This is a genomic window from Paenibacillus terrae, from assembly GCF_005217525.1.
GTDB lineage: Bacteria > Bacillota > Bacilli > Paenibacillales > Paenibacillaceae > Paenibacillus > Paenibacillus terrae_C.
Window position 1 is genome coordinate 1 of sequence record NZ_PNXQ01000006.1, and the last position, 25,009, is coordinate 25,009.

The window sequence follows — 25,009 nt, forward strand, 5'->3', positions numbered from 1 at the left end:
ACCAATACTAATCGGTCGAGGGCTTATCCTAAGTATAGAACGCAATGGAGTTTCGGATCCAGTTTTCAGGGTGTAAGCTTTGTATAGTATAAGCTCAAGTAGCTTATATGAGACAAGCGAGCACACAGCATTTGGCGATGCTGATTTCTGAAAAAGAATTTACGATGTAAATTCATGTTTGGTGGCGATAGCGGAGGGGTTCCACACGTACCCATCCCGAACACGACCGTTAAGCCCTCCAGCGCCGATGGTACTTGGACCGCAGGGTCCTGGGAGAGTAGGACGTCGCCAAGCAAAAGAAAAAAAGGATCATAATCTCTTGGAGATTATGATCCTTTTTTTCTTTTGCGTTCCAGAACCTTATATGTAACCCCTAATCTGTCTTTTTCCAAGCGGGCTATTTTTTTATAAAAGGGTCGACTATTTCTCAGGAAACGCTTAATTATAAAGGATGTCCTCCCTGCGAGTACACTTGTTTGTACAGGGGAATACTAAAAGTTATGGCTACTGAGGAAGGCTTGACACCCCTATACCGCTTTGCTAAGATTGCAATAATATATTTTCAGAGAGCCTTGATTTGTCCATGTTAGACAGACAACAAGACCAATACAGACTAAACAATTTGAAGGAGGATCATCTTGGTGTGGGAAGATAAATTCGGTAAGGAAGGCCTTACCTTTGACGATGTTTTGCTGGTACCTCGCAAGTCGGTGGTTCTGCCGAAAGAAGTAAGTGTAGCGACCCGTTTGAGTGATAACGTAAAGCTGAATATTCCTTTGATGAGTGCTGGTATGGATACTGTTACTGAGGCAGTTTTGGCAATCGCGATGGCTCGTGAAGGCGGTATCGGTATTATTCATAAAAATATGTCAATTGAACAGCAAGCAGTAGAGGTAGATAGAGTAAAACGTTCAGAGAGCGGTGTTATCACCAATCCATTTTCATTGACTCCAGATCACTTGGTATCCGATGCTGAAGCTGTTATGGGTAAATATCGTATTTCTGGCGTACCTGTTGTAAACGAGGAAAATAAGCTGGTAGGCATTATCACGAACCGCGATCTTCGTTTTATTCATGATTTTAATCTTAAAATTAGTGAAGTTATGACGAAGGAAAAGCTGGTAACTGCACCTGTAGGTACGACTTTGCAGGAAGCGGAAGGCATTTTGCAAAAGCATAAAATTGAAAAGCTTCCTTTGGTCGATGATGGAAATTACCTCAAAGGGCTTATCACTATTAAAGATATTGAGAAGGCTATTCAATTTCCAAACGCAGCGAAAGATGCACAAGGGCGTCTTCTGGTCGGTGCGGCTGTAGGTATTTCTAAAGATACGTTTGATCGGACTGAAGCACTCGTAAATGCAGGTGTGGATCTGATTGTTGTCGATTCTGCTCATGGTCATCATATTAACATCATTGAGGCGGTTCGCAAATTGCGTGATGCTTATCCTGATTTGACGATTGTAGCAGGTAATGTAGCTACTGGTGACGGAACGCGTGAACTGATTGAAGCCGGAGCTTCGGTTGTAAAAGTCGGCATTGGTCCAGGCTCTATCTGTACAACGCGCGTGATCGCCGGGATCGGTGTTCCGCAAGTAACAGCTATTTATGATTGTGCGACAGTAGCACGGGAATATAATATTCCGATTATTGCAGATGGTGGCATTAAATATTCCGGTGAAATTACAAAGGCCATTGCGGCAGGAGCTTCTGCGGTAATGCTGGGTAGTCTTTTTGCTGGTACGGAAGAAAGTCCAGGCGAATCCGAGATCTATCAAGGCCGTCGCTTTAAAGTATATCGTGGTATGGGTTCCATGGCTGCGATGAAGCAAGGAAGTAAGGATCGTTATTTCCAAGATGATGATAAGAAATTGGTACCGGAAGGCATTGAAGGACGTGTCGCTTATAAAGGGCCACTTTCCGATACAGTACATCAGCTATTGGGTGGTCTTCGTTCCGGTATGGGATACTGCGGTACTGCTAATATTGAGGAGCTTCGTAATGATACGAGCTTTATCCGTATTACGGGTGCAGGTCTACGTGAAAGCCATCCGCATGATGTGCAAATTACGAAAGAAGCACCAAACTATTCATTATAAAGTTCGACTGTAGCAGACTTGACGACAGGCAGGGCGTATTTCGCTCTGCCTGTCTTTTTTTAGAGATACCCCTGTGATAGAATAGACAAGTGTCTGCCTTTTACAAATGGGTTGATGAAGTAAGGACACCTTAGGACATCGAGCTTACTTAGTACCTGCTCATTCCAGGATAAGAGCAGAGAATGTTGAGCATTGGCTCCAATTGACGAAACAAAGCGGAAATTTAATACATTAATTACATTGGCCTAGTAGAGGCTTTATCCACCGTCTCGCTATACATAGCGGATCGGGTTGAGGTATGAGAGGAGTTTGTATTCATTTGAAAGCAAACAATCAAAAACAAAATAAGAAACGCAGCATGATGAAAAAGAGCGTAACAGCAGTCATGGTGCTTAATATGATGTACATGTCAGCATTGCCGGTTGTGGGCAATTTTGATCCGACTGTAGCTACGTTTGCTGCCGGAACGACTACAGAGGCGGTCAATATTACGGGGACAGGCTCTGTTAAGCCACCTAGTTTGGCGCTGCGCTCGGCCATCCTGATTGAGCCTTCCACAGGGCAGGTTTTGCTGTCTATGAACCCGGATGAGCCGCTACCACCGGCAAGTATGACCAAAATGATGACAGAGTACCTTGTAGCGGAGCAGGTCAAGCAAGGGAAACTCAAATGGACGGATAAGGTTACGGTTCAAGAGAATGCTGCCAAGAGCATCGGATCACGTATTTTTCTGGCTCAAGGTGATCAACATACGGTAGAAGAGCTGTATATTGCCATGGCGGTAGGCTCTGCCAATGATGCAACGGTAGCTCTTGCCGAGCGTGTGTCTGGAACCGAGCAGGACTTTGTAAAATTGATGAATGAAACAGCTCAGAAAATGGGTATGAAAAATACGTATTTCATCAACTCTACAGGGTTGGACCGTGGCGATATGCCTAAAGGGTTTCAATCGGATACCAATCGTGAAACTGTAATGACAGCGAGAGATGCTGCTACACTGGCTAGTAACATTATTAAGGATCACCCAGACTATACACGGTTTACGACGATTCAATCGTACAAGTTCCGCCCGACGGACAAAGCGCCGATTATTAACTACAACTGGATGTTGGAAGCAAACAAGAATATAACCAATTTTAGAAAATTTGCTTATCCCGGTCTTGACGGAATGAAAACAGGACATACAAGCAATGCGGGTAACTGTTTTACGGGAACAGCCGAGCGTAACGGAATGCGTCTTATTAGTGTAGTTATGGGGGCAGACTCAGAGCCACACCGTTTTACAGAGACTGCTAAAGTATTAAACTATGGCTTTGATAATTTTGAAGTGAAGCAGGTAGTGGCTCCAAAGACAGTGGTTAAAGGTGTAGAGAATGTGCCTGTCACCAAGGGAACTGAAACAGAAGTACCTGTTGTGACTAAGGATGCGGTAAGCTTTGTCGTACCTAAAGGCGCAGCCAACCCTAAAGTGACGTTTTCAACGAACATTACACCGGAAAGCTCACTTGTAGCGCCTTTGAAGCAAGGGGCAAAAGTCGGAACGATTAGCTATACGTATAAAACGGATGGTGTGGAAAAAGGTCAGGTGAAAACCGTTGATTTGGTAACTACGACGGCTGTAGAAGAGGCTGGCTGGTTCCGTATGCTTTTCCGGGCAATTGGTAACTTCTTCGGTGATTTGTTCCAGGGGATTAAAAACCTGTTCTAATCGTCTGATTACTAGACCGACAGAGCCGAGGATTCATTGCTCTGCCTTACGTATTTTGCTGATTGAAATGATTGTGTATTTGGCGTCTGTACGGTAAAATATTAAGTTAGAATCTAAACGTAACCCTTACAGGAGGAAACGAGATGGAAACGGGAACTTCACGTGTAAAAAGAGGTATGGCAGAGATGCAAAAAGGCGGCGTAATCATGGATGTCATGAACGCTGAACAGGCTAAAATTGCAGAGGCGGCAGGAGCTACAGCGGTAATGGCTCTTGAACGGGTGCCTTCAGATATCCGTGCGGCTGGCGGGGTTGCCCGTATGGCTGACCCAACGATTGTGGAAGAGGTCATGAAGGTGGTCTCTATTCCCGTTATGGCTAAGGCTCGTATCGGCCATTTTGTGGAGGCGAAGGTGCTGGAATCTCTGGGTGTTGACTATCTTGACGAGAGCGAAGTGCTGACACCTGCGGATGAAGTTTTCCATATCGACAAGCGGGAGTTTACCGTTCCATTCGTTTGCGGAGCCAAGGATCTGGGAGAAGCACTGCGCCGTATCGGCGAAGGGGCCTCTATGATTCGTACAAAGGGTGAGCCTGGAACCGGGAATATTGTCGAAGCTGTTCGTCATATGCGTTTTATTAACGGCCAAATTCGCAAGGTGCAAAACCTGTCGAAGGACGAGCTGTATGCAGAAGCGAAAAACCTTGGCGTTGCTTACGAATTGCTGCTGGAAGTGCATGAGCACGGCAAGCTGCCAGTGGTTAACTTTGCAGCGGGCGGCGTAGCAACACCTGCCGATGCGGCATTGATGATGCATTTGGGCGCTGATGGTGTATTCGTTGGTTCCGGTATTTTCAAATCCGATAGCCCTGAGAAATTTGCACGTGCCATCGTGGAAGCGACTACTCATTATACGGACTACAAGCTGATTGCAGAAGTGTCCAAGAATCTGGGTGCTCCAATGAAGGGTATCGAAATTTCCAAGCTGGCACCGCATGAACGCATGCAGGATCGTGGTTGGTAAGAAGGAAGGGACAGGCATGAAAATAGGGGTTCTGTCGCTGCAAGGCGCTGTGGCTGAGCATATACGAAGCGTTGAACGTACGGGTGCAGAAGGTGTGGCGGTGAAGAAGATCGAGCAGCTCGATGAGCTGTCCGGTCTTATCATTCCCGGCGGTGAAAGCACGACGATTGGCAAGCTGATGCGCAAGTATGACTTTATTGATGCCATACGCCAGTTTTCCGATCAAGGCAAGCCTATCTTCGGCACTTGTGCGGGATTGATCGTGCTGGCCAAAACAGTTCAAGGACAGGAAGAGGCGCATCTAGGACTGATGGATATTACGGTGTCACGTAATGCTTTTGGTCGCCAGCGGGAAAGCTTTGAAACAGACTTGGACATTAAAGGGATTGAGGAACCGGTTCGTGCTGTGTTTATACGCGCGCCATTAATACAGTCTGTTGGAATGGGAGTAGACGTGCTGTCTGAGTATAACGGCGAGATCGTGGCGGCCCGTCAGGGTCATTTGCTGGCTTCATCCTTCCATCCGGAATTAACGGACGATTACCGATTACATCAGTATTTTGTGGATATGGTCCGCGAATAGCGGAAAGTCAGGTTTGTAGTGTAGGAGGGATTACCTGTGTTAGATATAAAGATTTTACGTAATGAGCTTGGTCGGGTTGAAACAGCTTTGCAAAATAGAGGAAAATCTCTGGATCTGATAAATGGCTTTACGGATCTGGATGTGCGTCGTCGTGAGCTGCTCCAGGAAAGTGAAGCGCTCAAAAATCGCCGAAATGTTGTATCCGGTGAAGTAGCCAAGTTGAAGAAGAATAAAGAAAATGCGGATGACCTTATTGCTGAGATGCGTCAGGTTTCCGACCGTATTAAAGAATTGGATGAGCAAGTGCGCGAGCTGGAGGTCCAGATCGACGAGCTGGTAATGTCTATTCCGAATATCCCCAATGAGTCAGTGCCTGTAGGTGCTTCGGAGGAGGATAATGTAGAGATTCGTCGCTGGTCCGAGCCACGCGAGTTTTCTTTTACGCCAAAAGCACATTGGGAGCTGGCACAGGAGCTGGACATTCTTGATTTCGAGGCGGCAGCAAAGGTGACGGGTTCCCGTTTTACGTTCTACAAAGGACTGGGGGCACGCCTGGAGCGTGCGCTGATTAACTTTATGATGGATTTGCATAGCAGTGAGCATGGTTATGAGGAAATGCTGCCTCCATACATTGTGAATCGGGATAGCCTGTATGGCACGGGACAGCTTCCGAAGTTTGAAGAGGATTTGTTCAAGCTGCGCGATACCGAGTATTATCTCATTCCTACGGCTGAAGTTCCGGTAACCAACTATCACCGCGAAGAGATTATGAACGCGGATCAGCTTCCAAAAAATTATGTGGCATACAGCTCTTGCTTCCGCTCTGAGGCAGGATCGGCAGGACGGGATACACGTGGCTTGATCCGTCAGCATCAATTCAATAAGGTAGAGATGCTCAAGCTGGTTCACCCAGACACCTCCTATGAGGAACTGGAGAAAATGACGAACAATGCAGAGCGTGTTTTGCAACTGCTTGGACTTCCATATCGTGTGCTGGCACTTTGCACCGGGGATATGGGCTTCACGTCTGCCAAAACGTATGATCTGGAAGTGTGGCTGCCTGAAAGTGGCATGTACCGTGAGATTTCTTCTTGTTCCAATACAGAGGACTTCCAGGCGCGTCGTGCTAACATCAGGTTTCGGCCGGAGCCGAAAGCAAAGCCTGAATTTGTACATACACTGAACGGTTCAGGATTGGCTGTAGGACGCACAGTGGCTGCTATCTTGGAGAATTATCAGCAGGAGGACGGAAGCGTTGTAATCCCAGAAGTGCTGCGTTCATACATGCGAGGCGCTGAAGTTATCGCTCCCCAATAGTAACCATTGCATTCGTTTAAAGTCTGTGGTAAAATAATTTTGTTGCGCCTGAGATTATTTTAAATGGGAAGCAACTTTATCCAATTACCACCTGGAGAGGTACCGAAGCGGTCATAACGGGGCGGTCTTGAAAACCGTTAGAGTGCAAGCTCACATGGGTTCGAATCCCATCCTCTCCGCCATTATAATAAATGAGCCAAGCCATTCGAATACGATAGCTGATTCATTAGCCTTTATGTGCTGATGTTTAGAGATCGTAAAGGATGGCTTTTTTGTTGTATAAAAATCCTGTTTTTTTCACACGTTATCAGATGTGGAGGTGCTGGCATGAATCGAGAAATGACAGTAGATCAGCAAAAGCTGGTAGAGGCCTGGCAGGAACAACTGCCGAGACTTTTAAATTCAGGAGATAAATCACAGGTACAAGCAGATGAAGCAGACAACCGAACTATACGAATCCATATTGAGGTAGAGGGCCGACAAATGTACTCCTTTGATTTTGCATGTACTTATGTAGATTCTAGAGAAGTACAGGTTAGCTTGGTCGATGTAGAACGGGACGGACAGTCTGTGGATGAACGAACAGATATCATTCAGCAACTGGTGTCCGATTACACTCGACATATTCACCAGTGTGCTCAGACGTTACAGTCATTGACACACTCGTAGTCATGAAGGAATGAGGGGGAAGCTACATGACAAAAGCCAAAAATGGACTGGATAAAAACCTGTCTAACATTGTGGATGATTTGGAGCAGCGTCCGGTTAACAGTCATCAGGCACAGCAAGTGCAGCAGGATCGTAATGACCGCCGTCATCAGGATGCACTTAACCATGATAAAACAGAAGACCTGCACCATCAATAGTCCTACTTTAAATGGTAATAAACGGATTTACTGAGGTATTTAAATATAGTCTGAGAACGGAGGATGCATAAATGAGCAAGCCTAAAGCCATTCCTGTTCCCGAGGCACAGGACGCCGGTGAAGGAAACGAAAAGCGTGAGCGCAATCATCAACAGGAGCCACTATCTGGTTCCAAAAAGGTGAAGCAGCGGAATCACGTAGACCATCACAACAGAGAAGGATCATAAGCAGTTAGACTTTTTGCCTAAAAATTTGGTGAAATACAGGACACTCTGGTTAGAGAACCAGGGTGTCTTTGTGCTTATTGTAAGAAAATTTTCCAATAAGTGTTTCATTGCATGTGAATATGCGGTAAAATGGAGGCGTGTGTATTTTTTTGTTAGTATTAAAAAAGGGGTTAATTACGAGAGGAGAGAATCTACACAATGAGTAAAAAGTTATCCGTCTTGGTACTCACTATGGTGTTGCTTTTGACGGTAGCCCTGGTAGGTTGTAGCAAGAAGTTAGAACCGAAGGAAGCTGTTACGAACGGTACCGCTAATGCAATGAAACTGACTTCTTATGAATCCAAAAGCCAATTTACGGTTAAAGATTTGACGATTACATCTGCTTCTGTTCCAAGCGAGCAAAGTGCAATGGTGACGAGCATGCTGAAGAATGCGGACATTACGCTGGATGGTGTATACCAAAAAGAACCTTTACAATCTGAAATGACGCTGGGCATTCATTTGAAAGGTGACCTTTCCACCAGCTTCACGATTCCAATGGTTATGACCAAGGATAAATTGTACGTTAAAATTCCGAACATTCCATTTTACCCGCTTCCACAGGAAGTTGTGGGCAAATTCCTGATTATTGATCCGCAGGAGCTGGCTAAACAGTCCGGACAAGAATTTAACCCTGCATCAATGGATCAGGAAAAATCGCAGAAATTTGCGAATGAAGTCATTGCTGCTATTCTGGGTGAGTATGATCAAGCTACGTACTTCTTTGATATTGATCCTAAGGATGCTAAATTGCCACAAGGCATTAAAGCTAAACAAGTGGTTCAGTTTAAAATAACGAACGACAATGTGAAGCAAGCGACAAATACATTTATCACTAAGGCGCTTCCTAAAGTCATTGATGTGATGTCTAAAGATGAGTATGCTGGCATGCTGCAAGTGAAAAAAGAAGAGTTGGCTGAAGCGAAGAAAGAACTGCAATCCAACACCAGTGAGGTTAGCAAAAAGCTGGATGAGTTGAAAAACTATTTGACGGTGAAACAGTTCGACATTAACACAGCCTTGAACAAGGATGATATTCCTGTGTATCAAGACCTGAATGCGAATGTAGAGATGAATGATCCGACCACAAAAGATAACGTAAAATTGTCTGTAACTGGCTACACGCAATACAGCAAAATCAATGAAAAAGCAACATTTAAAGTGGGTATTCCAACAGGGGACCAAGTCTTGACGATTGAACAATTTCAACAAAAAATGCAAACTGTTGCTCCTTAAATAAAGGAACGACGTGATTGTAAAGGCATTATCCATATCATCTGATGTAATGCAACAAAACCGCTTGGCTTAGAGCCAGGCGGTTTTGTTGTCATATATGGCTCTGAGCAGATGGCGTAGCGGTCCAGGTTTGCCACACGTTATCCTCGGCTAAAAGCCCGAACATCCGATGATCCTGCCATGTCCCTTGAATTTGTACCAGCTTGCGGGCAATGCCTTCAGGCTGAAAGCCGCACTTTTGCAGTACATGCTGTGAGCGCTCATTATGCAGTAGGGTGCCGGCTTGCAGTCGGTGAAGTGATAGGGCGCGGAATGCAAATTGTATGGTCAGCTTCAAAGCTGCGGTCATATGTCCTTTGCCTTGTTCGTGCTGATCCATCATGTAGCCGATATCGGCGAATTGTCCCACGCCTCGCACAAGATTAGAAATAGAGATATACCCGATGAGACGCTCGTCCTCCAAGAGAAAGATACCGAACGAATATCCCCGATCCTCCTCGGCTTGACGCAATTTTTGACGGATATATTCCTGCTGTTCTTCCAGCGTGAAAAATGAGTCGCCGTGAAGTGGCTCGTACGGTGCATGAGACTCCCTATTTGTAAGCCTGAGGGCCAGTAGAGCTTCACTATCCGCCAGGCTAAATGGTCGCAACAAGATACCTTGAGGCATGTTATACAGGCTCATAGGCATGAGCTGATCTCCTTCCATGGGAATTAGCAATGTGACGTAAATAACGGCTGATTCCTAATTGTGTATAAATAAGCGATCTAGCTCCCATCTTCAGGACGAAGACGGTGGAGAAGGTAGCTTGGCAGCGGCTCTTTTTTGCCGTAGCTGACGGAAAAAATCCGTCAGCAGCGAGGCGCATTCCTCTTGAAGAATGCCGCTGATCACCTCAGTGCAATGATTGAATCGAGGCTCCTGCAGGAGATTCATCAGCGTGCCCGCACAGCCAGCTTTCGGATCGGTGGTGCCGTAGATCAAATAGGGAACCCGTGATTGTACAATGGCTCCGGCGCACATGGGACACGGCTCCAGAGTGACATACAGCCTGCAATCCAGCAGGCGCCAGGCCCCCAGATGCTCGCTGGCCTGACGAATGGCAACCATTTCGGCATGTGCTGTCGGGTCAGCGTCCGTCTCGCGCAAGTTGTAACCGCGTCCTATGATTTCATTATCTTTTACGATGACAGCTCCGATGGGCACTTCACCCAACGCTTCTGCCTTATACGCTTCTTGAATAGCTTCTTTCATCCAAAAAGCGTGATCTATCATGGTCACTGGTAGAAATGCTCCTTTCAAATGCGAATTATCCAACGAACAAATATTCCGTTGTTAACATGATGTGAATAATTTTGTGGATAACACGACACTTATCCACAGGTTTATCCACAGTTTATAATAAAATCTGTGTATTTGTGGACGACTTGTGGATGATTATCTTATTATATTGTAGGCAAACGTTCGCATATTGACAACTGTATACAAGCTGTGTGTATTTATGTTTATCCGGGAAATGTAAATGCTGGTATCACAGGCGGTATTACGGTATCATTGAGTTAGCAATTGCCAGTAATCGCCAGCATACGGCAAGAGGTGAGAAATCAGTGTGTCGATAAAAATCAAAATTACGATCATTTTGTCGGGGTCCCTTCTGTTTATCCTTTTGTTAAATATTGCACTCAACTATTACACGACCCACGAAAATTTAAGAAGTGACAGCGAAACGAAAATGGTTCTGACGGCAAAGACTATTGGAGGTGCCATTGAACAAGCTCAACAAAGCTGGGTGGCTGTAGACAAGCAGCTTGGATATAATTTGTGGCTCTCTGCCACGCTGGCTGCCAGCAAGCTAGATCCTGATATCGATCATATTACGCAGGAACAACTCGAACAGATGACCAAGCGCAGCGGGGATATTGATATTTCCTTGATGGTGCGTGATGGAAAGGGGTATAAGATCGCCAAATCGTCGAATCCGAAAGAGATCATGTCTGGCGATCCGTTGACCGGCTATTGGAAAAATGCAGTGGATCAATTATATGAGCATGGACAGGCTGGATTGGTGCATGGTCAACATCTGGAACACTTTTGGACTGGAGCATTTGACTATACAGGCTCAGATGCCACCCATATTAACAAGTGGGGATTTTATTATGACCAGAAGCGCAACTATATGATCCGAATCTCCTTCCAAGACAGTGAAGTTCAAAATTTTATACCGATTCTCAATCCCGATGAAATCGTAAAGCAAACCCAACAAGTGGATTACCGCATCATGGAGATAACAGGAATTAACCCCACAACCTTCGGTGGCCCTACGATGGACAACCATGGAAACGACCGAAAATATTATTACATGTACAACAAACCTATCCGATTTGGCACGTATCAGCTAGCGAGGGTGCAGGAGGATCGTTTGGCTGTGTCCAAGGCCGTTTTCTCCGGGGAGAGCATTGTACAGGAATGCTATATTAAAGGTGAACGGGTCCTCGTCAGTTACATACCATTTTATCCGGCTAACCGTGATGCCTATGTCATTCGAATTGTTATGAATTATGATACGATCTCTTCCGTTATTTATAAGCAATTAATCAGTCTGATCGCCATCTCTATTGTCTTACTGGAGGTTGTAATCATTGGCAGCTATGTGCTGGCAAGTATATTTGTCCGCCCAATTCAGTCGATATTGGGAAAAGTGAACGAGATGGCTGACGGCCATTTTGACACACGACTACAGATTAAGGGCGGCCATGAGCTTGCACAGCTAGGTGAGCGCATCAATGCGATGGCCTACAATCTTGGAATGTATACACGGAGACTCGAACAGATGTATGAGGAAAACCGTTCTGTAAAAGAGCATTTGGAGTCTGTCATTAACCAGACTGCTGATGCGATTCATGTGACCGATCAGGATGAGCGTATCATCCGGGTCAATCATGCCTTTGAAGCCCTGTACGGCTGGACCAAAAAGGAATTGGTCGGACGTAAGCTCCAGTTTGTACCGCCACAGCAAGAGGAAGAGTACGAATTTCAGAAGGAAAGATTGCTTCAGGGAGAGAGTATGGTGTCTATTGAGTCCATTCGAATGCGTAAGGATGGAAGTACGGTGGAGATTAGTATGAGTACATCGCCCATCCTGGATGAAGAAGGCCAGATTCTGGGATTTATCAGCGTCTCGCGGGACATTACAGGCCGCAACCGGATGGAGGAATTGCTGCGCAGATCGGAGAAGCTGACGACGGTAGGACAACTGGCGGCAGGGGTGGCGCACGAAATTCGTAATCCGCTGACCACGCTGCGTGGGTTTCTCCAGTTACAGCAGCAAAATAAAGCGCTGAATCTGAAGCATAACGATATTATGCTGTCCGAGCTGGATCGTATTAATCTGATCGTTAGCGAATTTTTAATATTGGCAAAGCCGCAAGCTGTACATTTTCAGAAAAGAGATGTGCGCTATATCGTGAGTGACGTTATTTCCTTGCTCGATAGTCAGGCGCATCTGCTGGGCATTGTGTTCAATCTTGAAGTAACGGAGGAGCCTGCCCTCGTACATGCCGAAGAAAATCAGTTAAAGCAGGTATTCATTAATTTGCTTAAAAATAGTATGGAGGCCATGAGCAAGGGTGGTACGATAACGATTCATTTGTTCTTGGAGGGAGAAAGCGTTAAAATCTTCATACGGGACCAAGGGACGGGTATTCCCGCAGAGATGCTGTCCAAGCTGGGGGAACCTTTTTTCACCAACAAAGAAACAGGCACAGGACTCGGACTTATGGTCAGCCAGCGTATTATACAGAGTCATAAAGGCACACTGGATATTGAAAGCACAGAGGGTGAGGGAACAACAGCCCTTGTGCAGCTTCCAACTGCCAAGCCTGAGCAACTGGAGGGGCAGGAGAAGGAAGCGTGACAGTAGAAATGGAGGGTACACAGGTTGCGCATTAACAAGTTTATCAGCGAAACCGGTTTTTGCTCGCGCCGGGAGGCGGACAAGCTGGTAGAGAGCGGCCGCGTGACGATTAACGGCGAGGTGGCGGTGCTGGGCAGTCAGGCGGAGGAAGGCGACGATGTCCGTGTGAACGGCAAGCCACTCCGTGAGAAGTCCAATCACGTATATATTGCATTGAACAAGCCGGTAGGGATTACAAGCACGACAGAGAGCCATATTCAAGGGAATGTTGTCGACTTTGTGGGACACCCGCAGCGGATTTTTCCCATCGGACGTCTGGATAAAGATTCGGAAGGTCTTATTTTACTTACCAATGACGGAGATGCTGTGAATAAGATTTTACGGGCGGAAGGCAAGCATGAGAAGGAATATATCGTAACGGTGGATCGACCCGTCACACCTTCTTTCGTGCAGGGGATGTCCACAGGTGTAAAAATACTCGGTCAGCGGACGCTTCCCTGCGAAGTGACGCGTGTTTCTGAGTACGTATTCCGCATCATCTTGACGGAAGGAAAAAACCGTCAGATTCGGCGCATGTGTGCTGCCTTCGGCTATGAAGTGAAGAAGCTGCAACGTCTGCGGATTATGAATATTCGATTGGGATCGCTTCAGAGAGGCGCCTGGCGCGACCTGACAGAGACAGAGAAGCAGGAACTAGGTGAGATGCTGAATTATACACTCAGCTAAGCCTGAGGGCTTCTCATGGCTGATAGATGGCAGGGCAATGGATAGGATAAGAGGCAGAGTGGAATAGCACAATGAAAAGGCACCAGCTGCATAAAAAATGCGGCGGTGCCTTTGTCTATATAACATATGCATAATCAACCTTCATTCGAGCTTGAGGTAGGACTGATAACTTGTGTGCCGTTCTGATATTTACGTAGTACGGAAATTTCGACACGGCGGTTTTTGGAGCGTCCTTGACCATCCTGATTGCTTGCTAGGGGACGATACTCACCATAACCGATGGATACAAATTTGGTTGGATCAAGCTGCGGGTTGAGTAGCAAAATGCGCAAGAAATTCAGAGATCGTTTGGCACTCAAATCAAAGTTGGATGGAAACTGGCTATTGGAAATAGGGACATTATCCGTATGACCCGATACGATAACATCATAGCCAGGAAACTGCTGGAGCATGCTGGAGATGGACTTGGCCAGCTTTCTCGCTTCCGGCTTTACTTCGGCCTCACCCGATGAAAACAAGGCGTTATCACTAATAGTTATCATGAGCTGGGATTGGTTCAGTTTTGTATTGAGCAGCGGAGTCAGCCCATTATTTTCAATATACTGATCCATTTGCTTTTTGAGCTTTTTCAAGTCCTCTTCTTCCCGCTGGGCGAGTTGCTTTTGCAGTTCAGCCGTAGAAGTTGCCTTCGATTTTATAGGTTGTGTTACCTGTTCTTTATTTTTGCCCATATCTGCGGATTGTGGCGATGGATTGGCAGCAGAGTGATCCAGTATGCCTGTGCCGCCACTAAAGGCCGCACTCATGGATTGAGCCATAGTTTCAAATTTTTTGGCGTCGAGCGCGCTCATCCCGAATAAGACGATGAAAAGAGCTAGCAGAAGGGTCATCAAGTCGGAATATGGCAACAGCCAGCTTTCGTCGGCATGCTCCTCGTGCGGTTCATGTCTTTTTTTACTCACCGGAATCCCCATCCTTCTCGGTCAGGGTAGCTCGTTCGGTTGGAGTCAGGAATATCGTCAGTTTTTGGCTGATCGCAATGGTGGATATACCTGATTGAATCGACAGCAGGCCTTCGACCATCATCAATTTAAGCTCTACTTCTTTTTTGGATAGTCGTTTCAGCTTATTGGACATTGGATGCCACAGGACATAACCTGTAAAAATACCAAGCAACGTCGCAATAAAGGCTGCCGCGATGGCATGAGACAGCTTGGCCATGTCACTAAGATCGGCCAGAGCGGCAATCAGACCTACGACGGCACCGAGTACCCCGAGCGTTGGAGCGTACATACCAGCCTGAGAGAAGATCAGTGCACCGGAGCGGTGTCGATCCTCGGTGGCGTTAATGTCCTCCATTAGAACATCCCGCACGAATTCCTGATCATTACCATCAATAATCATACGCATACCACCACGCATAAAGGGATCGTCGATCTCCTCTACCTTGGATTCCAGCGCAAGCAGACCTTCGCGACGGGTAATGGATGCCCATTCGGTAAATGTGCCGATGAGCTCTTTACGGTCCAAAAGCTTTTGTTCCGTAAAAATAACCTTGAACAGTTTTGGAATCCGTTTGATTTCTTCCATCGGGAAGGCCATAAAAATACTTGCTGCCGTTCCGACAAAAATAATCATGTAAGCAGCGGGGTTGTTGACCAAGTTGATCACTGGTGCACCTTTGAGAATCATCCCGACGACCAATGACACAATCCCGAGTACAAGTCCAATAATGGTTGAAATTTGCATGATACACCTCATCCATGAGAATAGATTTTGAATCCTTTCATGCCGCCGGGGTCGTCCTTGCCCCAGGCACGTCATTACAAGACGGATTATAGTATTTATCGACAAAACTCTCTTTTTTGTTAAGTACGAATTTCCGGTATAATAAGGTGATTATGTAATGAATGGCGGAAGAATTGGAGGAAATGGCATGGGAGTGAAGCACGGACGGGAGTATGAACAAATTTTGAACGATTTGACAGAGGCTATGGGACGCATTCCAGATAGCTATGAATTTTTCGAAATGGAAGCAGAAGATTGGGACAGGCTGGACCCGGCAGGGCGTCAGGAAGTCAATGAAGCACTGGCTGAAGATCTGTTTTATGCGCTGGGTACAGAGCCTGTTATCGCTGTGGGCAGCGGCGTTGTTATCTATGAACCTGGGCGGCACCGTATCTATGTGCTCATTGGAGATGAGGAGTTGACGTCGGTACCTTTGATTTGAACAGGCCGTTTTATGGATTTATCAACGGGGCCGTGGTAATATGGACACCAATATATCGTAGTTTTGGTCGCATTCAAGCGGCTGAAAGGCTTCCGTACAAACAGGGAGGAGTCGTATCATGCCTTTTACACAAGGAGAGATTGAAGCACATCTGGAGAAGCTGGAGGGCTGGGAACTGGAGGAAGGACGATGGATTGTCCGGAAATATAATTTTTCCAGTTTTATGAAAGGGATTGCATTCGTGGATGAAGTTGCTGCTATATCGGAAGCATTTAATCATCATCCATTTATTACGATTGATTATAAGACCGTGACCCTGCGTTTAACCTCCTGGGATGACGGTGGCATTATGGCCGTGGATATTAAGGAAGCCCAACAATATAATGAAGCTTTTGAGAAAATGCGTAGCAGTCATTGAGCTAATCGTAGCCTGCCGTATGATAAAAGCGCCTTCGATATACAACAATGCTGTTGTATGCCGAAGGCGCTTTTATCATAGAACACGAGGCTGGTGGTCGGGATGATATACCATACAATGAAACGCCTTCTTGCCATCGGGAGTCTGACGTTCATAGGTATCCGTAAGCTCAAATCCGGCTGCCTTGTAAGCACGGATGGCGCGCCCATTCCAGGTCAGCACCTCCAGATCAATTTCATTCTCAGGATTGCGTCGTCTGGCTTCCTCGGCAATGGCACGGACAAATTCGGCGCCTCTGCCATGTCCACACAATCCGGGATGCATTCCCAGACCTAGCCGGGTCACGCCAATCATCGGGAAATATTGAGCAAATCCGGTTAGTATGTTCTCGTCGTCCAATACGGCTACATATTGATCTTGGCGAAGCGAGGGGCTTCCAAATTCGACCTCAAGCGCCTTCATTTGTTCCCAAGGCAGCCAGCCGTATATATTGTAGGGTGGATCATAGCGCCACTCACATATCGCAGCCGCCTGCTGCTCGTCCATCGGCACGATTCGGTAGTTAGATATTGAGGCAGGCATGTCTTCCCGTCCTCCTTTTACAAGTACTTAAACCATTAACAACAGATTGTAGACAAGTTGCAGGGGATTGGCAAGCGTGTTTATTTCATACCCAAGTCGGGTATACATTCAATAAGAAGGCTTTACTGCTCATATGCTCCCCCCGCCGTGACGGTAAAACCGACGATGTTCGCAACAACTGAAACCTTTTGAGGTGTCAGTTCGTCAGTAAAGATAACGTTTCTGATGTTGCGGACATAAAAAACCGCAATTCGATTCCGGCCAGAATCAAATTGCGGCTCAGGTTAGCTTGCTGTTCGCTAGTTATTCTACGTTGTCGTCATCAGGAGTTTCAGAAGCTACAGCGTGGTAAGCATCTGTGCTCATAATTCTTTTGGCACCGACATATCGGTTAGCGTAATAATTTTCGTTCAGTGAGCTAACAACTACACCACGTGAAGATGAGGAGTGGGCAAATTTCCCTTCACCCATGAAGATACCTACATGGGAAATGCCTCTACCTGTGGTGTTGAAGAACACCAGGTCTCCAGGTCTCATTTCATCGCGGGATACGGAAGATCCCATTTTGAATTGTGATCCGGATTGATGCGGCAGTTTAATTCCCAGTTTTTGATATACATACATTGTGAAGCCGGAGCAATCGAATCCGTCGAGTGTAGTGCCTCCGCTTCTGTAGCTCGTTCCTTTGGTATCTTGGATGACCTGGTCCATCTTGGAGTCTGCAAATGCACTGCCGCCACCGAATGTAAAAGATGTAAAGGCAATGGCAAGACCCATGACTGCGATTGTTAGTTTCTTCTTCAAAAAAAATATACCCCTTCCAATGCCTGCGAGGTTAGCTTAAGGATTCGGTAGAAGGTTCCCCTATGACCACTCTGTTGCGAGATCAATTCACCCAAACTGGTTCCCCCGCTTCCTAGGTGCCAGGAATTAGGCTTAACTTAAGATGTGCACCTTGGAGAGCAGTATTCACGATAACGATGTTTTAAGGTAAAGGTTACAATAAAGATTACAAAGTTGTTACTATCAGTTCACTGCGATTATTGTAACAAAGTCGGCTGGCTTTGGCAAATGTTTCATCGCAAAAAGTTACAAAAAAATCTGCTCCCTTTATCGCGGGAACAGATTTTGTTAAGAGTATTCAGTTATGTGCCGTTTACATGGATAGGAATGGATATAGATAGTCGCCTTTCGACAGCCAGAAATTGCTCAGGAGGAACGGAGTGGGGGTTCAACCTCTGCCGGAGATATCGGTGTGCCATAGGCGGTACTGTGAACTGATGTGCCATAGCCTGACCAGACTGGTAACAAAATGATACGTTTGCTGGAGAATGAGTGCCAGCATGCCAGTCCAAATCATCGCCACCGTGCCGAATAGGCCAAGGACAAGCAGCACACCTGCGCCGAGCAGAAGCGAAATACCGATAGCCGGGAGGATTTGGCGAAAGAAGGCGAGCAGCGACGGCAGTATGGCGTGACCACCTACGGTGCCTAACTGCATGTACAGGATGCACTGGCGGATGAACCAGCCATAGGCGATCCAACCGATGGCATAGGGCAGCACATGCAGCAGATAGGCGGGAGATTGCAGCGCCCCGGCTACGATAGGGTAGAGCCTCGGCACCACCCAGAAAGCAGGGAGCAGCAGGAGCCCAAGCTCGATGATGTAATAGATAATAGATGATAAACCATGACGTTTCATTCCACGGAAGAAAGACAGACTTTGCGGCTCGGTTGCATGGGTGTGCAGACTTTGGTATATTCCCGCCCGGATGAAGGGGGTAATCAGTATACGCAGCGCCGTTGCCCCCAGTAGTATCCACAGATACATATGAACCTCCCGGTTGTCCGTCAGGGCAATCTGGCTCTCCATCCAAAACAAGGTCTTTCCCAGTTCGTTTTGGCCCTGGTCAGGGTAGCGCAGCAGCAGGGGAGTAACGGCGGATTGTACCACTCGATAGAGCAAAACGCCCCATAGCAGTCGATACAGAAACAGAATGATGACAATATAAAATTGTATGCGCACAAGCGCCCAGCCTTCTTTTATAACAATACGCATCTATAGACACCTCACCATGACAGACTTCCAAGCATTGTCTCCAGCAGCTTGGTTACACTTATGCTCCAACGGGTCTGTGTTTTCTCGTCCAGTTCGGCCTTCAGGTTGTTGTTGATATGCTTGTTCTCTAGTGCAATCGTGTACAGTGGATCAACAATCACATGAGAGACCGGGGATGCACTTTTAAGTCGATAGGTGGTGCTTTTGCCCATACCGTCCCATGCCTTGAATAACGTTGTGCCGTCCTTGAAGGTAATTTGAACAGGGACCTTCGGATAATCTGCCCCTTTTTTGCTGAGTGTAATGATTGCTTCGTATCCGTTGGTCAGCGGGCGGTTCGTAATGCGATCTACCGAAAAGTCCGCCATCTGGCCGTCGTATACATATTGTTCAAAATAATGGCTCCACGAACGTCCGGTGGCTCTTTCGACGATACGCTGAAAATCCTGTGAGGTTGGATGCTTGAATCGATAGGTCTGGACGTAGGTACGCATAATTCGGTCCATTTTTTTCGCGCCGACCTGGCGTTCAATGCCACGCAGCACCAGTTTACCCCGAGAATAGGCATTTTGTGCATATTCAGTAGCCGAGCCGTACTTCCAAGACTCGCGGTTTAACGGCTGTGGGGAAGACACCTGTCCAGACTGTAACGGCAAGTTGGGGATCAGTCCGTACTCTTGCTCCATGAGTCGTTCCTCTGCATAAGAGGTAAAGCCTTCATCCAGCCATGGTTCCTCAAATTCGTTGTTTGCAACCATTCCATAGAAATATTGATGCCCAATCTCATGAACAACTGTCCGCTCCAGATTGTAGCCGGGATTCAGATTATCCGCGGCTGCGGCTGTAATCAGTGTGGGATACTCCATGCCGCCCGCGCCGCTGCCTGCTTTGGGTGGTACAACGATGGACAGGGTCGAATATGGATAAGGCCCGTACCACTTGCTGTAATAGGAAAGAGCGGCCTTGGCTGCGCTCATATAACGTCCCCGGAGTTCCTTGTGCGATGGGTCGAGATATAGCTTGACTTTGACTCCCGGTACCTCAGCAGAGGAAAATGGTTCTTCTACAGCTACAAAATTTGGTGAAGCGGACCATGCAAAGTCGTGCACGTCATCGGCATAGAATTGATATATTTTCTGCCCATTTTGCCGGATTGCTCCACGGGTAGGGAATCCAGTTGCGGCCACGATGTATGTTTCGGGCACTCGAATACGCACACTGTAAATTCCGAAATCGGCGTAAAACTCGGAGTTTCCATGATACTGATGCAGATTCCAGCCTTCCTCGGCGCGTCCACGCTGTCCTGCGGTTTCATAGACGCTAAGTTTGGGAAACCATTGACCCGCCATAACAAAATCATCTGTTGCGCCCATACGTGCGAAGATGGCGGGTAGCTTTACCTCAAACTTCATATATAATGTAATGCTTTCACCGCCTCGGACCGGCTTGGGGAGACGTACCTTCATGAGCGAGTGGTCGTTCACGTTACCGTCATCCGGCTGCACATACTGTGTCCGGTGCATGAGGGATAAACCGTCTTCCGTTTTAAGTTCAGTTAGTGTCATGGAGCCAAAGCCGTTCTTGGGCATGGTGTCACTGCGCAGCTTGCCCCCGGATTCCTTCATAAAGGTGGTTTCCATGGAAGAGAAGGCATTGGGGTACAGGTGCAGATACAGATCATTCACGGTTTTTGTGCCCGGATGCTTCCAGGTGAGCGTCTCGGTGCCCCTTAAAACCTGCCCTTCTTCCAGGGACACGTCAATGTGGTATTCCACCACACGCTTGCTGAGAATTTCCGAAGCGGGCTGTGGAGGACTTTGGGGCACGTCAGGCAGGATGTTTGCTCCCAGGGGCTTGCCCATGTTTGGCGCAAGCGCAGACTCTGACTGGGAATCGTACGGCGGTTTGCCCAAGGATTGCAGATCCGACTCAGGTTGAGGCTGCCAGGCAAACCATAACGTCCCTGCGAGGAGACCGAGGGCTAGTGTAGACAATAAAACGATTTTGGTGTGTGCTGGGGTCATACAATGGATACCTCCCGTTGACAAGCATCTACAGCATGTATATGTTTGCTTTCGGGAGATTATTAGTTAAAATATTTATAGTGTAGAATGAGTGTCAAGACGGAAAATGGAGGCCTAGTGACGCATGAGCGAAAATCAGCCAGACGGCAAAAAACAGATTGCACTGAACATTGTCAGTGGCAAGAGTAAACATAAGGGCTTCGGCGCAGGTTCAATCGACCTGAACAGTATGTCCCCGGTCATTATTGACCGCGGCGAGGCGAAAATTGATGTCGGTGCCATGCATGCCAAAAGTAAAGTAGAACGCGGGATTAAGTTTTCTACCAATAAAGAGGATGTACCAAACGGACGCCAGGTATGGCTGGTATGGGTAGCCGTGGATCGTACGCCCGAAGGACGTGTGTACGGCGGCGCGACTGCCTGTGAGATGCTGATTGACGACGAAGCCAAACGCGGCTGGAAAATCCTCGCCGATCACGTCAACCGTATGGATTACGCGCTCAAGCGTCGTTTCATGCTGGAGGATCTCGGTAGTGAGGATAGAGCAGCGCTCAAAAGCCTGCTGATCTCGCATAACGAGGAATGGTGGGATGCCTCGCCTGAGGAATTGAAGCAGGCGCTGGAAGGGTAAGAGAAAGATCAACCACAGAAGCAGTTTCTCCGTATTTGGAGGAACTGCTTTTTAACGGAGCTGAGGAGTTTATCGGGACTTAGCGGAAATTCAATCAATAAATTATATCGTGAAACGAATATAGAAACGACCCAATTGGAAACTTTGTTTAAGCTTTGTGATGCTTTCAATTGCAAGCTTTCATACCTGATAGAGTATGTACTGAACAAGTAAAATAGCAGAGGAATCAGTAAAATTTTCGAATGAAAAAACTGTATTTGCGTTATAAAATGAGCTATACTGAGGTAAGAATAGTAAAGGAGCCGTGCGTCAACACGACTCCAGTGTACAAAAACTGCTTAAAGAGCAGTCGGCAGTAAGGTTCAGAAGTAGATCGAATACCTTGGTTGGGGGCGGTCTACTTCTTTTTCATGTAGGTAAGCAATGCCAGAATGAACATGCCAAACATGATCATCAAAGAAATTGCGTCTTTAACCTCCATGGGCATCACCTCCCTTCGGGGAGACTAGCCGACCGCCCTTTTAGCCGTATGTTGTACTAGGGAATTATACCATAAAAAATACTTTTTTGAGAGTAAAAACACTTGAATACGTAATTGTAATGGCAAATGGCTCGACTGAGATAGGCTTTATCTTAGTCGGGTTATTTTTCGACCTCATATATTATCTTATAATTGAGGTCAGGCATTATTGTTTTGCCCAATTGAATATTATTTTATAGAAGATTGATTTTAGATTTTACAAAGTAAATGTATCATTTAGGCACAAAATTCTTCACATAACTTGAAGTTAACGTTATCATAAGGGAGTGGGTTAGAAGAAAGGAGAAGTATGAAGACTACTAATTCTCTTATTAAATTTTTAGGAGGAGCATATATTCTATTAGGCATCATTAGAGTGCTAAATTACACAAAAATTGAATTCAGATTCTTATTCAGTTTTGCGCTAGCAGGATTTTGGTTTATAGTATTTGATTTTTTTGTTTTTTTAGTAAACGATAAATTTAAGATGAAGAGTCCTCGTATGATGAAGGCCATAAACAATTTACCCTTGATCTTATGGGCTTTATCTATGGTGGTTATACCATTCCTACCTATTAAGTGGAATAACTATGTATTAAGGCAGATAAATGATGCTATTGTATTTTGGGGATTAGGCATTGTGGCTATTCTATTAGGTATGAAGTCAGATATGGAATTAAAAAATTATAAAGATGATAAGAACAAAAACGATTAATTGTAAAAATAGCACCGAGTAAATAATTCATCAAGCGATAGTAATTACATAGGAGCATAATATTTGCCTTCGGTGAGATTGAATTACATGTTAAAATGTTTTGAATACAATCAAAGAAAATGAACTTAATGAAAGGATCTAACCCATGATTTGTTGGAGCATATCAAAGTAACAAAATCATAATTGTCGATATATGTGGTTATTTGACTGATAGCGCCTTGACATCATGGAAAGGCATTCACTATAATTCAAATAGAAATTGGTTCCAAGCCGGTTTTTATTTATTTCTTTTGTGGAACCGGTTCCTAAAAGGGTGTAGTTAAGTCCTATTCACTGTTTATGAATGTAATCTGTAAATAAGGTGGCATCGTTATGTTTAAATGGTTGAAAAAGAAGGTGGCTCCTCGTATTGAAGAATTCGACATGGTAGCACCAATTAGAGGACAAGTGGTTTCCCTTGAAGAAGTTCCAGATCCTGCGTTTTCTACGAAGGCTATGGGGGAAGGCATCGCTATTCATCCGTCTGAAGGCAGGGTCACGGCTCCTTTTACGGGGAAAGTCGCTCATGTGATGGAGAAAAGCAAGCACGCGCTGATCATTGAACATGAATCCGGTGTACAAATTTTGATACATGTCGGGATTAATACCGTCTCACTCAAAGGGCAGGGCTTTAACCCTCATGTCCAAACAGGAGATAACGTTAAAGCGGGGCAATTATTGATGGAGTTTGATCTGGACGCTATTCAAGAGGAGGGATTGCCTGTAATTACTCCGGTAATCGTTCCAGATGGGCAAGAGATGATCAGTCATGTGGAAATATTGGAAGGCTCGTCTGCTTCTCCTGATGCACCTGTATTGAGAGTCTATTTGAAAGCCTAGTCAGTATTCAGCTTCCTACTTCGTAAGATCATTAGGTAAATTCTTAGGGTTTAACAGTAAAATATGTAGGATAAGACTAACTGGAATTTCTGGTTAGTCTTATCTTTAGATAAGTAAGTCACAAACCGCATATTTCAGATATCCGCCGATTACAATTGCCTTCGTAAAGCCCTCCATGAAAGCAAATCACTTTTTTTATATCATATGTGAGCAGATTTTTAAGAGATTCCTTCGCCATGTTATAATCATGACAGTATTGTGGATCTGGCCCCTGTAGCTCGCCACTCACTACGTTCAGAGCATCTCCTGCAATCAAAGTTTGACTGGTCTTATGATAGAAGCTTAGGTGTCCCGGTGTATGACCAGCAGTATCTACAACTACGATCCCTCCACAGAAGGGCAATTCCTCCCCGGGAACGATCGTGGAGTTTACGGTAGTCTTCGGGGGATTTTCAAGTGTGCGCCGGAATGCATGTCTCCACTCTACCGGGACAGATTCGGGCATGGAGTTTACAGCTTGAGTTATCGCTTCTGGTGTCAGCTTTATAAGCTGCTTTTCTCCCTGTATATAGGGTTTTTCGATAGAACTGGAAAACACCTGAACTGGGGATGGACAAGTCTGGATTACATCTGCCAAACTGCCGATATGATCAAGATCCTGGTGTGTAATGAATATGGAGGTAAGATTATGGATGGTGAATCCGGTACTTAGAATAGCCTCTTGTAAAAGCGGTAATTGCCCGGGGTAAGTCGTGTCCACTAAAATCATATTATCTTCGTCCCACATTAAGGTGGGGTGAATGCTCTCTGTTCGTCCCATAATGGTAGAAGAAACCTGAAGTAGCTGTATTCCCTTGTCCAATTGCATCGAATCCCTCCTGAAAGAGTTGATGTAATACAAAGGAATCGTATCACGAAATTAAAATTTGCAAACCTTAATTATAACATAAAAATAATTATTTGTCAATATGTAGAATTCTAAATTTGTGTGACAATGACTCTTGCAAAGAGTGCTTTTTTACTTTCATTCAGGTTAATCAGAGGTTCACGAAAGTAGAGAAGTGTAACTAACTTTACTGGTTAGGAGTGATTACGTGAGGAAGATTTACTTTGTGAGACATGCCAAAGCGACAGGACAGGAGCCAGATGCCCGACTCACCGATGAAGGTATCCAACAAGCTGAGCAGTTGGCTGATTTTATGGAGAATGTA

General features: G+C 45.9%; 27 protein-coding genes, 1 tRNA gene, 1 rRNA gene, 1 pseudogene and 1 riboswitch. Of the genes and pseudogenes, 20 read left to right on the forward strand and 10 right to left on the reverse strand.

Annotation, left to right across the window (positions count from 1 at the left end; translation table 11 throughout):
• Positions 1 to 177 precede the first annotated feature (177 nt).
• The 11 genes from rrf (at position 178) to C1I60_RS06575 (ending at position 9,100) form a co-directional block, all read left to right on the forward strand.
• Positions 178 to 294, forward strand: a 5S ribosomal RNA gene (rrf, locus tag C1I60_RS06530).
• Between the two features lie 347 nt (positions 295 to 641).
• On the forward strand, positions 642 to 2,099 hold the full coding sequence (guaB, locus tag C1I60_RS06535; protein ID WP_014279078.1) for an IMP dehydrogenase: 1,458 nt from the start codon (positions 642 to 644) through the stop codon (positions 2,097 to 2,099).
• A 319-nt stretch (positions 2,100 to 2,418) separates the two neighbouring features.
• Complete coding sequence (locus C1I60_RS06540) at positions 2,419 to 3,807, forward strand: D-alanyl-D-alanine carboxypeptidase family protein (protein WP_137061025.1); 1,389 nt, start codon at positions 2,419 to 2,421, stop codon at positions 3,805 to 3,807.
• 143 nt (positions 3,808 to 3,950) lie between these two features.
• Positions 3,951 to 4,832 carry a pyridoxal 5'-phosphate synthase lyase subunit PdxS gene (pdxS, locus tag C1I60_RS06545; protein WP_014279080.1) on the forward strand — a complete coding sequence of 294 codons (882 nt, stop codon included), beginning with the start codon at positions 3,951 to 3,953 and terminating at the stop codon, positions 4,830 to 4,832.
• Between the two features lie 16 nt (positions 4,833 to 4,848).
• The gene (pdxT, locus tag C1I60_RS06550; protein ID WP_137061026.1) at positions 4,849 to 5,415 is read left to right on the forward strand and encodes a pyridoxal 5'-phosphate synthase glutaminase subunit PdxT; all 567 of its coding nucleotides are present in this window, start codon (positions 4,849 to 4,851) and stop codon (positions 5,413 to 5,415) included.
• Positions 5,416 to 5,451: 36 nt separating this feature from the next.
• On the forward strand, positions 5,452 to 6,732 hold the full coding sequence (gene serS / locus C1I60_RS06555; protein WP_137061027.1) for a serine--tRNA ligase: 1,281 nt from the start codon (positions 5,452 to 5,454) through the stop codon (positions 6,730 to 6,732).
• Between the two features lie 93 nt (positions 6,733 to 6,825).
• Positions 6,826 to 6,914 (forward strand) — tRNA-Ser (locus C1I60_RS06560).
• 145 nt (positions 6,915 to 7,059) lie between these two features.
• The gene (locus C1I60_RS06565; protein ID WP_025683476.1) at positions 7,060 to 7,401 is read left to right on the forward strand and encodes a hypothetical protein; all 342 of its coding nucleotides are present in this window, start codon (positions 7,060 to 7,062) and stop codon (positions 7,399 to 7,401) included.
• Between the two features lie 26 nt (positions 7,402 to 7,427).
• Complete coding sequence (locus C1I60_RS24400; RefSeq protein ID WP_170970755.1) at positions 7,428 to 7,598, forward strand: hypothetical protein; 171 nt, start codon at positions 7,428 to 7,430, stop codon at positions 7,596 to 7,598.
• 71 nt (positions 7,599 to 7,669) lie between these two features.
• Complete coding sequence (locus tag C1I60_RS06570) at positions 7,670 to 7,825, forward strand: small acid-soluble spore protein P (RefSeq protein WP_137061028.1); 156 nt, start codon at positions 7,670 to 7,672, stop codon at positions 7,823 to 7,825.
• A 198-nt stretch (positions 7,826 to 8,023) separates the two neighbouring features.
• The gene (locus tag C1I60_RS06575) at positions 8,024 to 9,100 is read left to right on the forward strand and encodes a hypothetical protein (RefSeq protein WP_137061029.1); all 1,077 of its coding nucleotides are present in this window, start codon (positions 8,024 to 8,026) and stop codon (positions 9,098 to 9,100) included.
• Between the two features lie 91 nt (positions 9,101 to 9,191).
• Here C1I60_RS06575 and C1I60_RS06580 read toward each other — a convergent pair whose 3' ends face one another.
• Complete coding sequence (locus C1I60_RS06580) at positions 9,192 to 9,791, reverse strand: GNAT family N-acetyltransferase (RefSeq protein WP_137061030.1); 600 nt, start codon at positions 9,789 to 9,791, stop codon at positions 9,192 to 9,194.
• Between the two features lie 90 nt (positions 9,792 to 9,881).
• Positions 9,882 to 10,382, reverse strand: coding sequence for a tRNA adenosine(34) deaminase TadA (tadA, locus tag C1I60_RS06585; protein WP_137061031.1), 501 nt, complete (start codon positions 10,380 to 10,382; stop codon positions 9,882 to 9,884).
• Between the two features lie 328 nt (positions 10,383 to 10,710).
• Between tadA and C1I60_RS06590 the strand changes: the two genes are divergently transcribed.
• Together C1I60_RS06590 and rluF are read left to right on the forward strand one after the other, a co-directional pair.
• Positions 10,711 to 13,014 carry a PAS domain S-box protein gene (locus C1I60_RS06590; protein WP_137061032.1) on the forward strand — a complete coding sequence of 768 codons (2,304 nt, stop codon included), beginning with the start codon at positions 10,711 to 10,713 and terminating at the stop codon, positions 13,012 to 13,014.
• Positions 13,015 to 13,038: 24 nt separating this feature from the next.
• Entirely contained in the window at positions 13,039 to 13,740 is a 702-nt protein-coding gene (gene rluF / locus C1I60_RS06595; RefSeq protein ID WP_137061033.1) for a 23S rRNA pseudouridine(2604) synthase RluF, read from the forward strand.
• A 134-nt stretch (positions 13,741 to 13,874) separates the two neighbouring features.
• Here the strand turns inward: rluF and C1I60_RS06600 are convergent, their stop codons facing one another.
• Both C1I60_RS06600 and motA read right to left on the reverse strand, forming a co-directional pair.
• The gene (locus C1I60_RS06600) at positions 13,875 to 14,702 is read right to left on the reverse strand and encodes a flagellar motor protein MotB (RefSeq protein WP_137061034.1); all 828 of its coding nucleotides are present in this window, start codon (positions 14,700 to 14,702) and stop codon (positions 13,875 to 13,877) included.
• The gene (gene motA, locus C1I60_RS06605; RefSeq protein ID WP_137061035.1) at positions 14,695 to 15,489 is read right to left on the reverse strand and encodes a flagellar motor stator protein MotA; all 795 of its coding nucleotides are present in this window, start codon (positions 15,487 to 15,489) and stop codon (positions 14,695 to 14,697) included. Before motA ends, C1I60_RS06600 begins: the two co-directional genes overlap by 8 nt.
• A 187-nt stretch (positions 15,490 to 15,676) precedes the next feature.
• Between motA and C1I60_RS06610 the strand changes: the two genes are divergently transcribed.
• On the forward strand, positions 15,677 to 15,970 hold the full coding sequence (locus C1I60_RS06610) for a hypothetical protein (protein WP_137061076.1): 294 nt from the start codon (positions 15,677 to 15,679) through the stop codon (positions 15,968 to 15,970).
• 118 nt (positions 15,971 to 16,088) lie between these two features.
• Positions 16,089 to 16,388 carry a 4a-hydroxytetrahydrobiopterin dehydratase gene (locus C1I60_RS06615; RefSeq protein WP_137061036.1) on the forward strand — a complete coding sequence of 100 codons (300 nt, stop codon included), beginning with the start codon at positions 16,089 to 16,091 and terminating at the stop codon, positions 16,386 to 16,388.
• A gap of 75 nt (positions 16,389 to 16,463) precedes the next feature.
• On the opposite strand, the gene C1I60_RS06620 is transcribed toward C1I60_RS06615, so the two are convergent.
• The 4 genes from C1I60_RS06620 to C1I60_RS06635 all read right to left on the reverse strand — a co-directional run bounded on the left by C1I60_RS06620 (position 16,464) and on the right by C1I60_RS06635 (position 21,053).
• Entirely contained in the window at positions 16,464 to 16,970 is a 507-nt protein-coding gene (locus tag C1I60_RS06620; protein ID WP_137061037.1) for a GNAT family N-acetyltransferase, read from the reverse strand.
• Positions 16,971 to 17,273: 303 nt separating this feature from the next.
• Positions 17,274 to 17,774 carry a C40 family peptidase gene (locus C1I60_RS06625; RefSeq protein WP_137061038.1) on the reverse strand — a complete coding sequence of 167 codons (501 nt, stop codon included), beginning with the start codon at positions 17,772 to 17,774 and terminating at the stop codon, positions 17,274 to 17,276.
• A 5-nt stretch (positions 17,775 to 17,779) separates the two neighbouring features.
• Positions 17,780 to 17,917: riboswitch (cyclic di-AMP (ydaO/yuaA leader) on the reverse strand.
• A 284-nt stretch (positions 17,918 to 18,201) separates the two neighbouring features.
• Entirely contained in the window at positions 18,202 to 19,029 is an 828-nt protein-coding gene (locus tag C1I60_RS06630) for a hypothetical protein (protein WP_137061039.1), read from the reverse strand.
• Positions 19,030 to 19,040: 11 nt separating this feature from the next.
• Complete coding sequence (locus tag C1I60_RS06635; protein ID WP_137061040.1) at positions 19,041 to 21,053, reverse strand: M1 family metallopeptidase; 2,013 nt, start codon at positions 21,051 to 21,053, stop codon at positions 19,041 to 19,043.
• Between the two features lie 124 nt (positions 21,054 to 21,177).
• Between C1I60_RS06635 and C1I60_RS06640 the strand changes: the two genes are divergently transcribed.
• Both C1I60_RS06640 and C1I60_RS06645 read left to right on the forward strand, forming a co-directional pair.
• Positions 21,178 to 21,684: a YwhD family protein gene (locus C1I60_RS06640; RefSeq protein ID WP_137061041.1), complete on the forward strand. Its 507-nt coding sequence runs from the start codon at positions 21,178 to 21,180 to the stop codon at positions 21,682 to 21,684.
• A 33-nt stretch (positions 21,685 to 21,717) separates the two neighbouring features.
• Positions 21,718 to 21,897, forward strand: a complete 180-nt coding sequence (locus C1I60_RS06645; protein WP_137061077.1) for a helix-turn-helix domain-containing protein — start codon at positions 21,718 to 21,720, stop codon at positions 21,895 to 21,897.
• A 184-nt stretch (positions 21,898 to 22,081) separates the two neighbouring features.
• Here the strand turns inward: C1I60_RS06645 and C1I60_RS26275 are convergent, their stop codons facing one another.
• Entirely contained in the window at positions 22,082 to 22,171 is a 90-nt protein-coding gene (locus C1I60_RS26275; RefSeq protein WP_305954445.1) for a putative holin-like toxin, read from the reverse strand.
• A gap of 343 nt (positions 22,172 to 22,514) precedes the next feature.
• On the opposite strand from C1I60_RS26275, the gene C1I60_RS06650 reads away from it, so the two are divergent.
• Together C1I60_RS06650 and C1I60_RS06655 are read left to right on the forward strand one after the other, a co-directional pair.
• Positions 22,515 to 22,919 (forward strand): hypothetical protein, encoded by a 405-nt coding sequence (locus C1I60_RS06650; RefSeq protein ID WP_137061042.1) that lies wholly within the window; start codon positions 22,515 to 22,517, stop codon positions 22,917 to 22,919.
• 372 nt (positions 22,920 to 23,291) lie between these two features.
• On the forward strand, positions 23,292 to 23,798 hold the full coding sequence (locus tag C1I60_RS06655) for a PTS sugar transporter subunit IIA (RefSeq protein WP_137061043.1): 507 nt from the start codon (positions 23,292 to 23,294) through the stop codon (positions 23,796 to 23,798).
• A gap of 118 nt (positions 23,799 to 23,916) precedes the next feature.
• Here the strand turns inward: C1I60_RS06655 and C1I60_RS06660 are convergent, their stop codons facing one another.
• The gene (locus C1I60_RS06660) at positions 23,917 to 24,666 is read right to left on the reverse strand and encodes an MBL fold metallo-hydrolase (RefSeq protein ID WP_137061044.1); all 750 of its coding nucleotides are present in this window, start codon (positions 24,664 to 24,666) and stop codon (positions 23,917 to 23,919) included.
• A 244-nt stretch (positions 24,667 to 24,910) separates the two neighbouring features.
• Here C1I60_RS06660 and C1I60_RS26490 point away from each other — a divergent pair.
• Positions 24,911 to 25,009 (forward strand): annotated as a pseudogene (locus tag C1I60_RS26490) (histidine phosphatase family protein); the annotation flags it as partial.

Excerpts from the sequence above, each read along its gene's own strand:
- C1I60_RS06615 (WP_137061036.1), top strand. The coding sequence starts at position 16,089 with ATGCCTTTTACACAAGGAGAGATTGAAGCACATCTGGAGAAGCTGGAG.
- C1I60_RS06620 (WP_137061037.1), bottom strand. The coding sequence starts at position 16,970 with ATGCCTGCCTCAATATCTAACTACCGAATCGTGCCGATGGACGAGCAG.
- C1I60_RS24400 (WP_170970755.1), top strand. The coding sequence starts at position 7,428 with ATGACAAAAGCCAAAAATGGACTGGATAAAAACCTGTCTAACATTGTG.
- C1I60_RS06640 (WP_137061041.1), top strand. The coding sequence starts at position 21,178 with ATGAGCGAAAATCAGCCAGACGGCAAAAAACAGATTGCACTGAACATT.
- C1I60_RS06655 (WP_137061043.1), top strand. The coding sequence starts at position 23,292 with ATGTTTAAATGGTTGAAAAAGAAGGTGGCTCCTCGTATTGAAGAATTC.
- C1I60_RS06565 (WP_025683476.1), top strand. The coding sequence starts at position 7,060 with ATGAATCGAGAAATGACAGTAGATCAGCAAAAGCTGGTAGAGGCCTGG.
- C1I60_RS06575 (WP_137061029.1), top strand. The coding sequence starts at position 8,024 with ATGAGTAAAAAGTTATCCGTCTTGGTACTCACTATGGTGTTGCTTTTG.
- C1I60_RS06610 (WP_137061076.1), top strand. The coding sequence starts at position 15,677 with ATGGGAGTGAAGCACGGACGGGAGTATGAACAAATTTTGAACGATTTG.
- C1I60_RS06650 (WP_137061042.1), top strand. The coding sequence starts at position 22,515 with ATGAAGACTACTAATTCTCTTATTAAATTTTTAGGAGGAGCATATATT.
- C1I60_RS06630 (WP_137061039.1), bottom strand. The coding sequence starts at position 19,029 with ATGCGTATTGTTATAAAAGAAGGCTGGGCGCTTGTGCGCATACAATTT.
- C1I60_RS26275 (WP_305954445.1), bottom strand. The coding sequence starts at position 22,171 with ATGCCCATGGAGGTTAAAGACGCAATTTCTTTGATGATCATGTTTGGC.
- C1I60_RS06570 (WP_137061028.1), top strand. The coding sequence starts at position 7,670 with ATGAGCAAGCCTAAAGCCATTCCTGTTCCCGAGGCACAGGACGCCGGT.
- C1I60_RS06580 (WP_137061030.1), bottom strand. The coding sequence starts at position 9,791 with ATGCCTATGAGCCTGTATAACATGCCTCAAGGTATCTTGTTGCGACCA.
- C1I60_RS06635 (WP_137061040.1), bottom strand. The coding sequence starts at position 21,053 with ATGACCCCAGCACACACCAAAATCGTTTTATTGTCTACACTAGCCCTC.
- pdxS (WP_014279080.1), top strand. The coding sequence starts at position 3,951 with ATGGAAACGGGAACTTCACGTGTAAAAAGAGGTATGGCAGAGATGCAA.
- pdxT (WP_137061026.1), top strand. The coding sequence starts at position 4,849 with ATGAAAATAGGGGTTCTGTCGCTGCAAGGCGCTGTGGCTGAGCATATA.
- C1I60_RS06660 (WP_137061044.1), bottom strand. The coding sequence starts at position 24,666 with ATGCAATTGGACAAGGGAATACAGCTACTTCAGGTTTCTTCTACCATT.
- motA (WP_137061035.1), bottom strand. The coding sequence starts at position 15,489 with ATGCAAATTTCAACCATTATTGGACTTGTACTCGGGATTGTGTCATTG.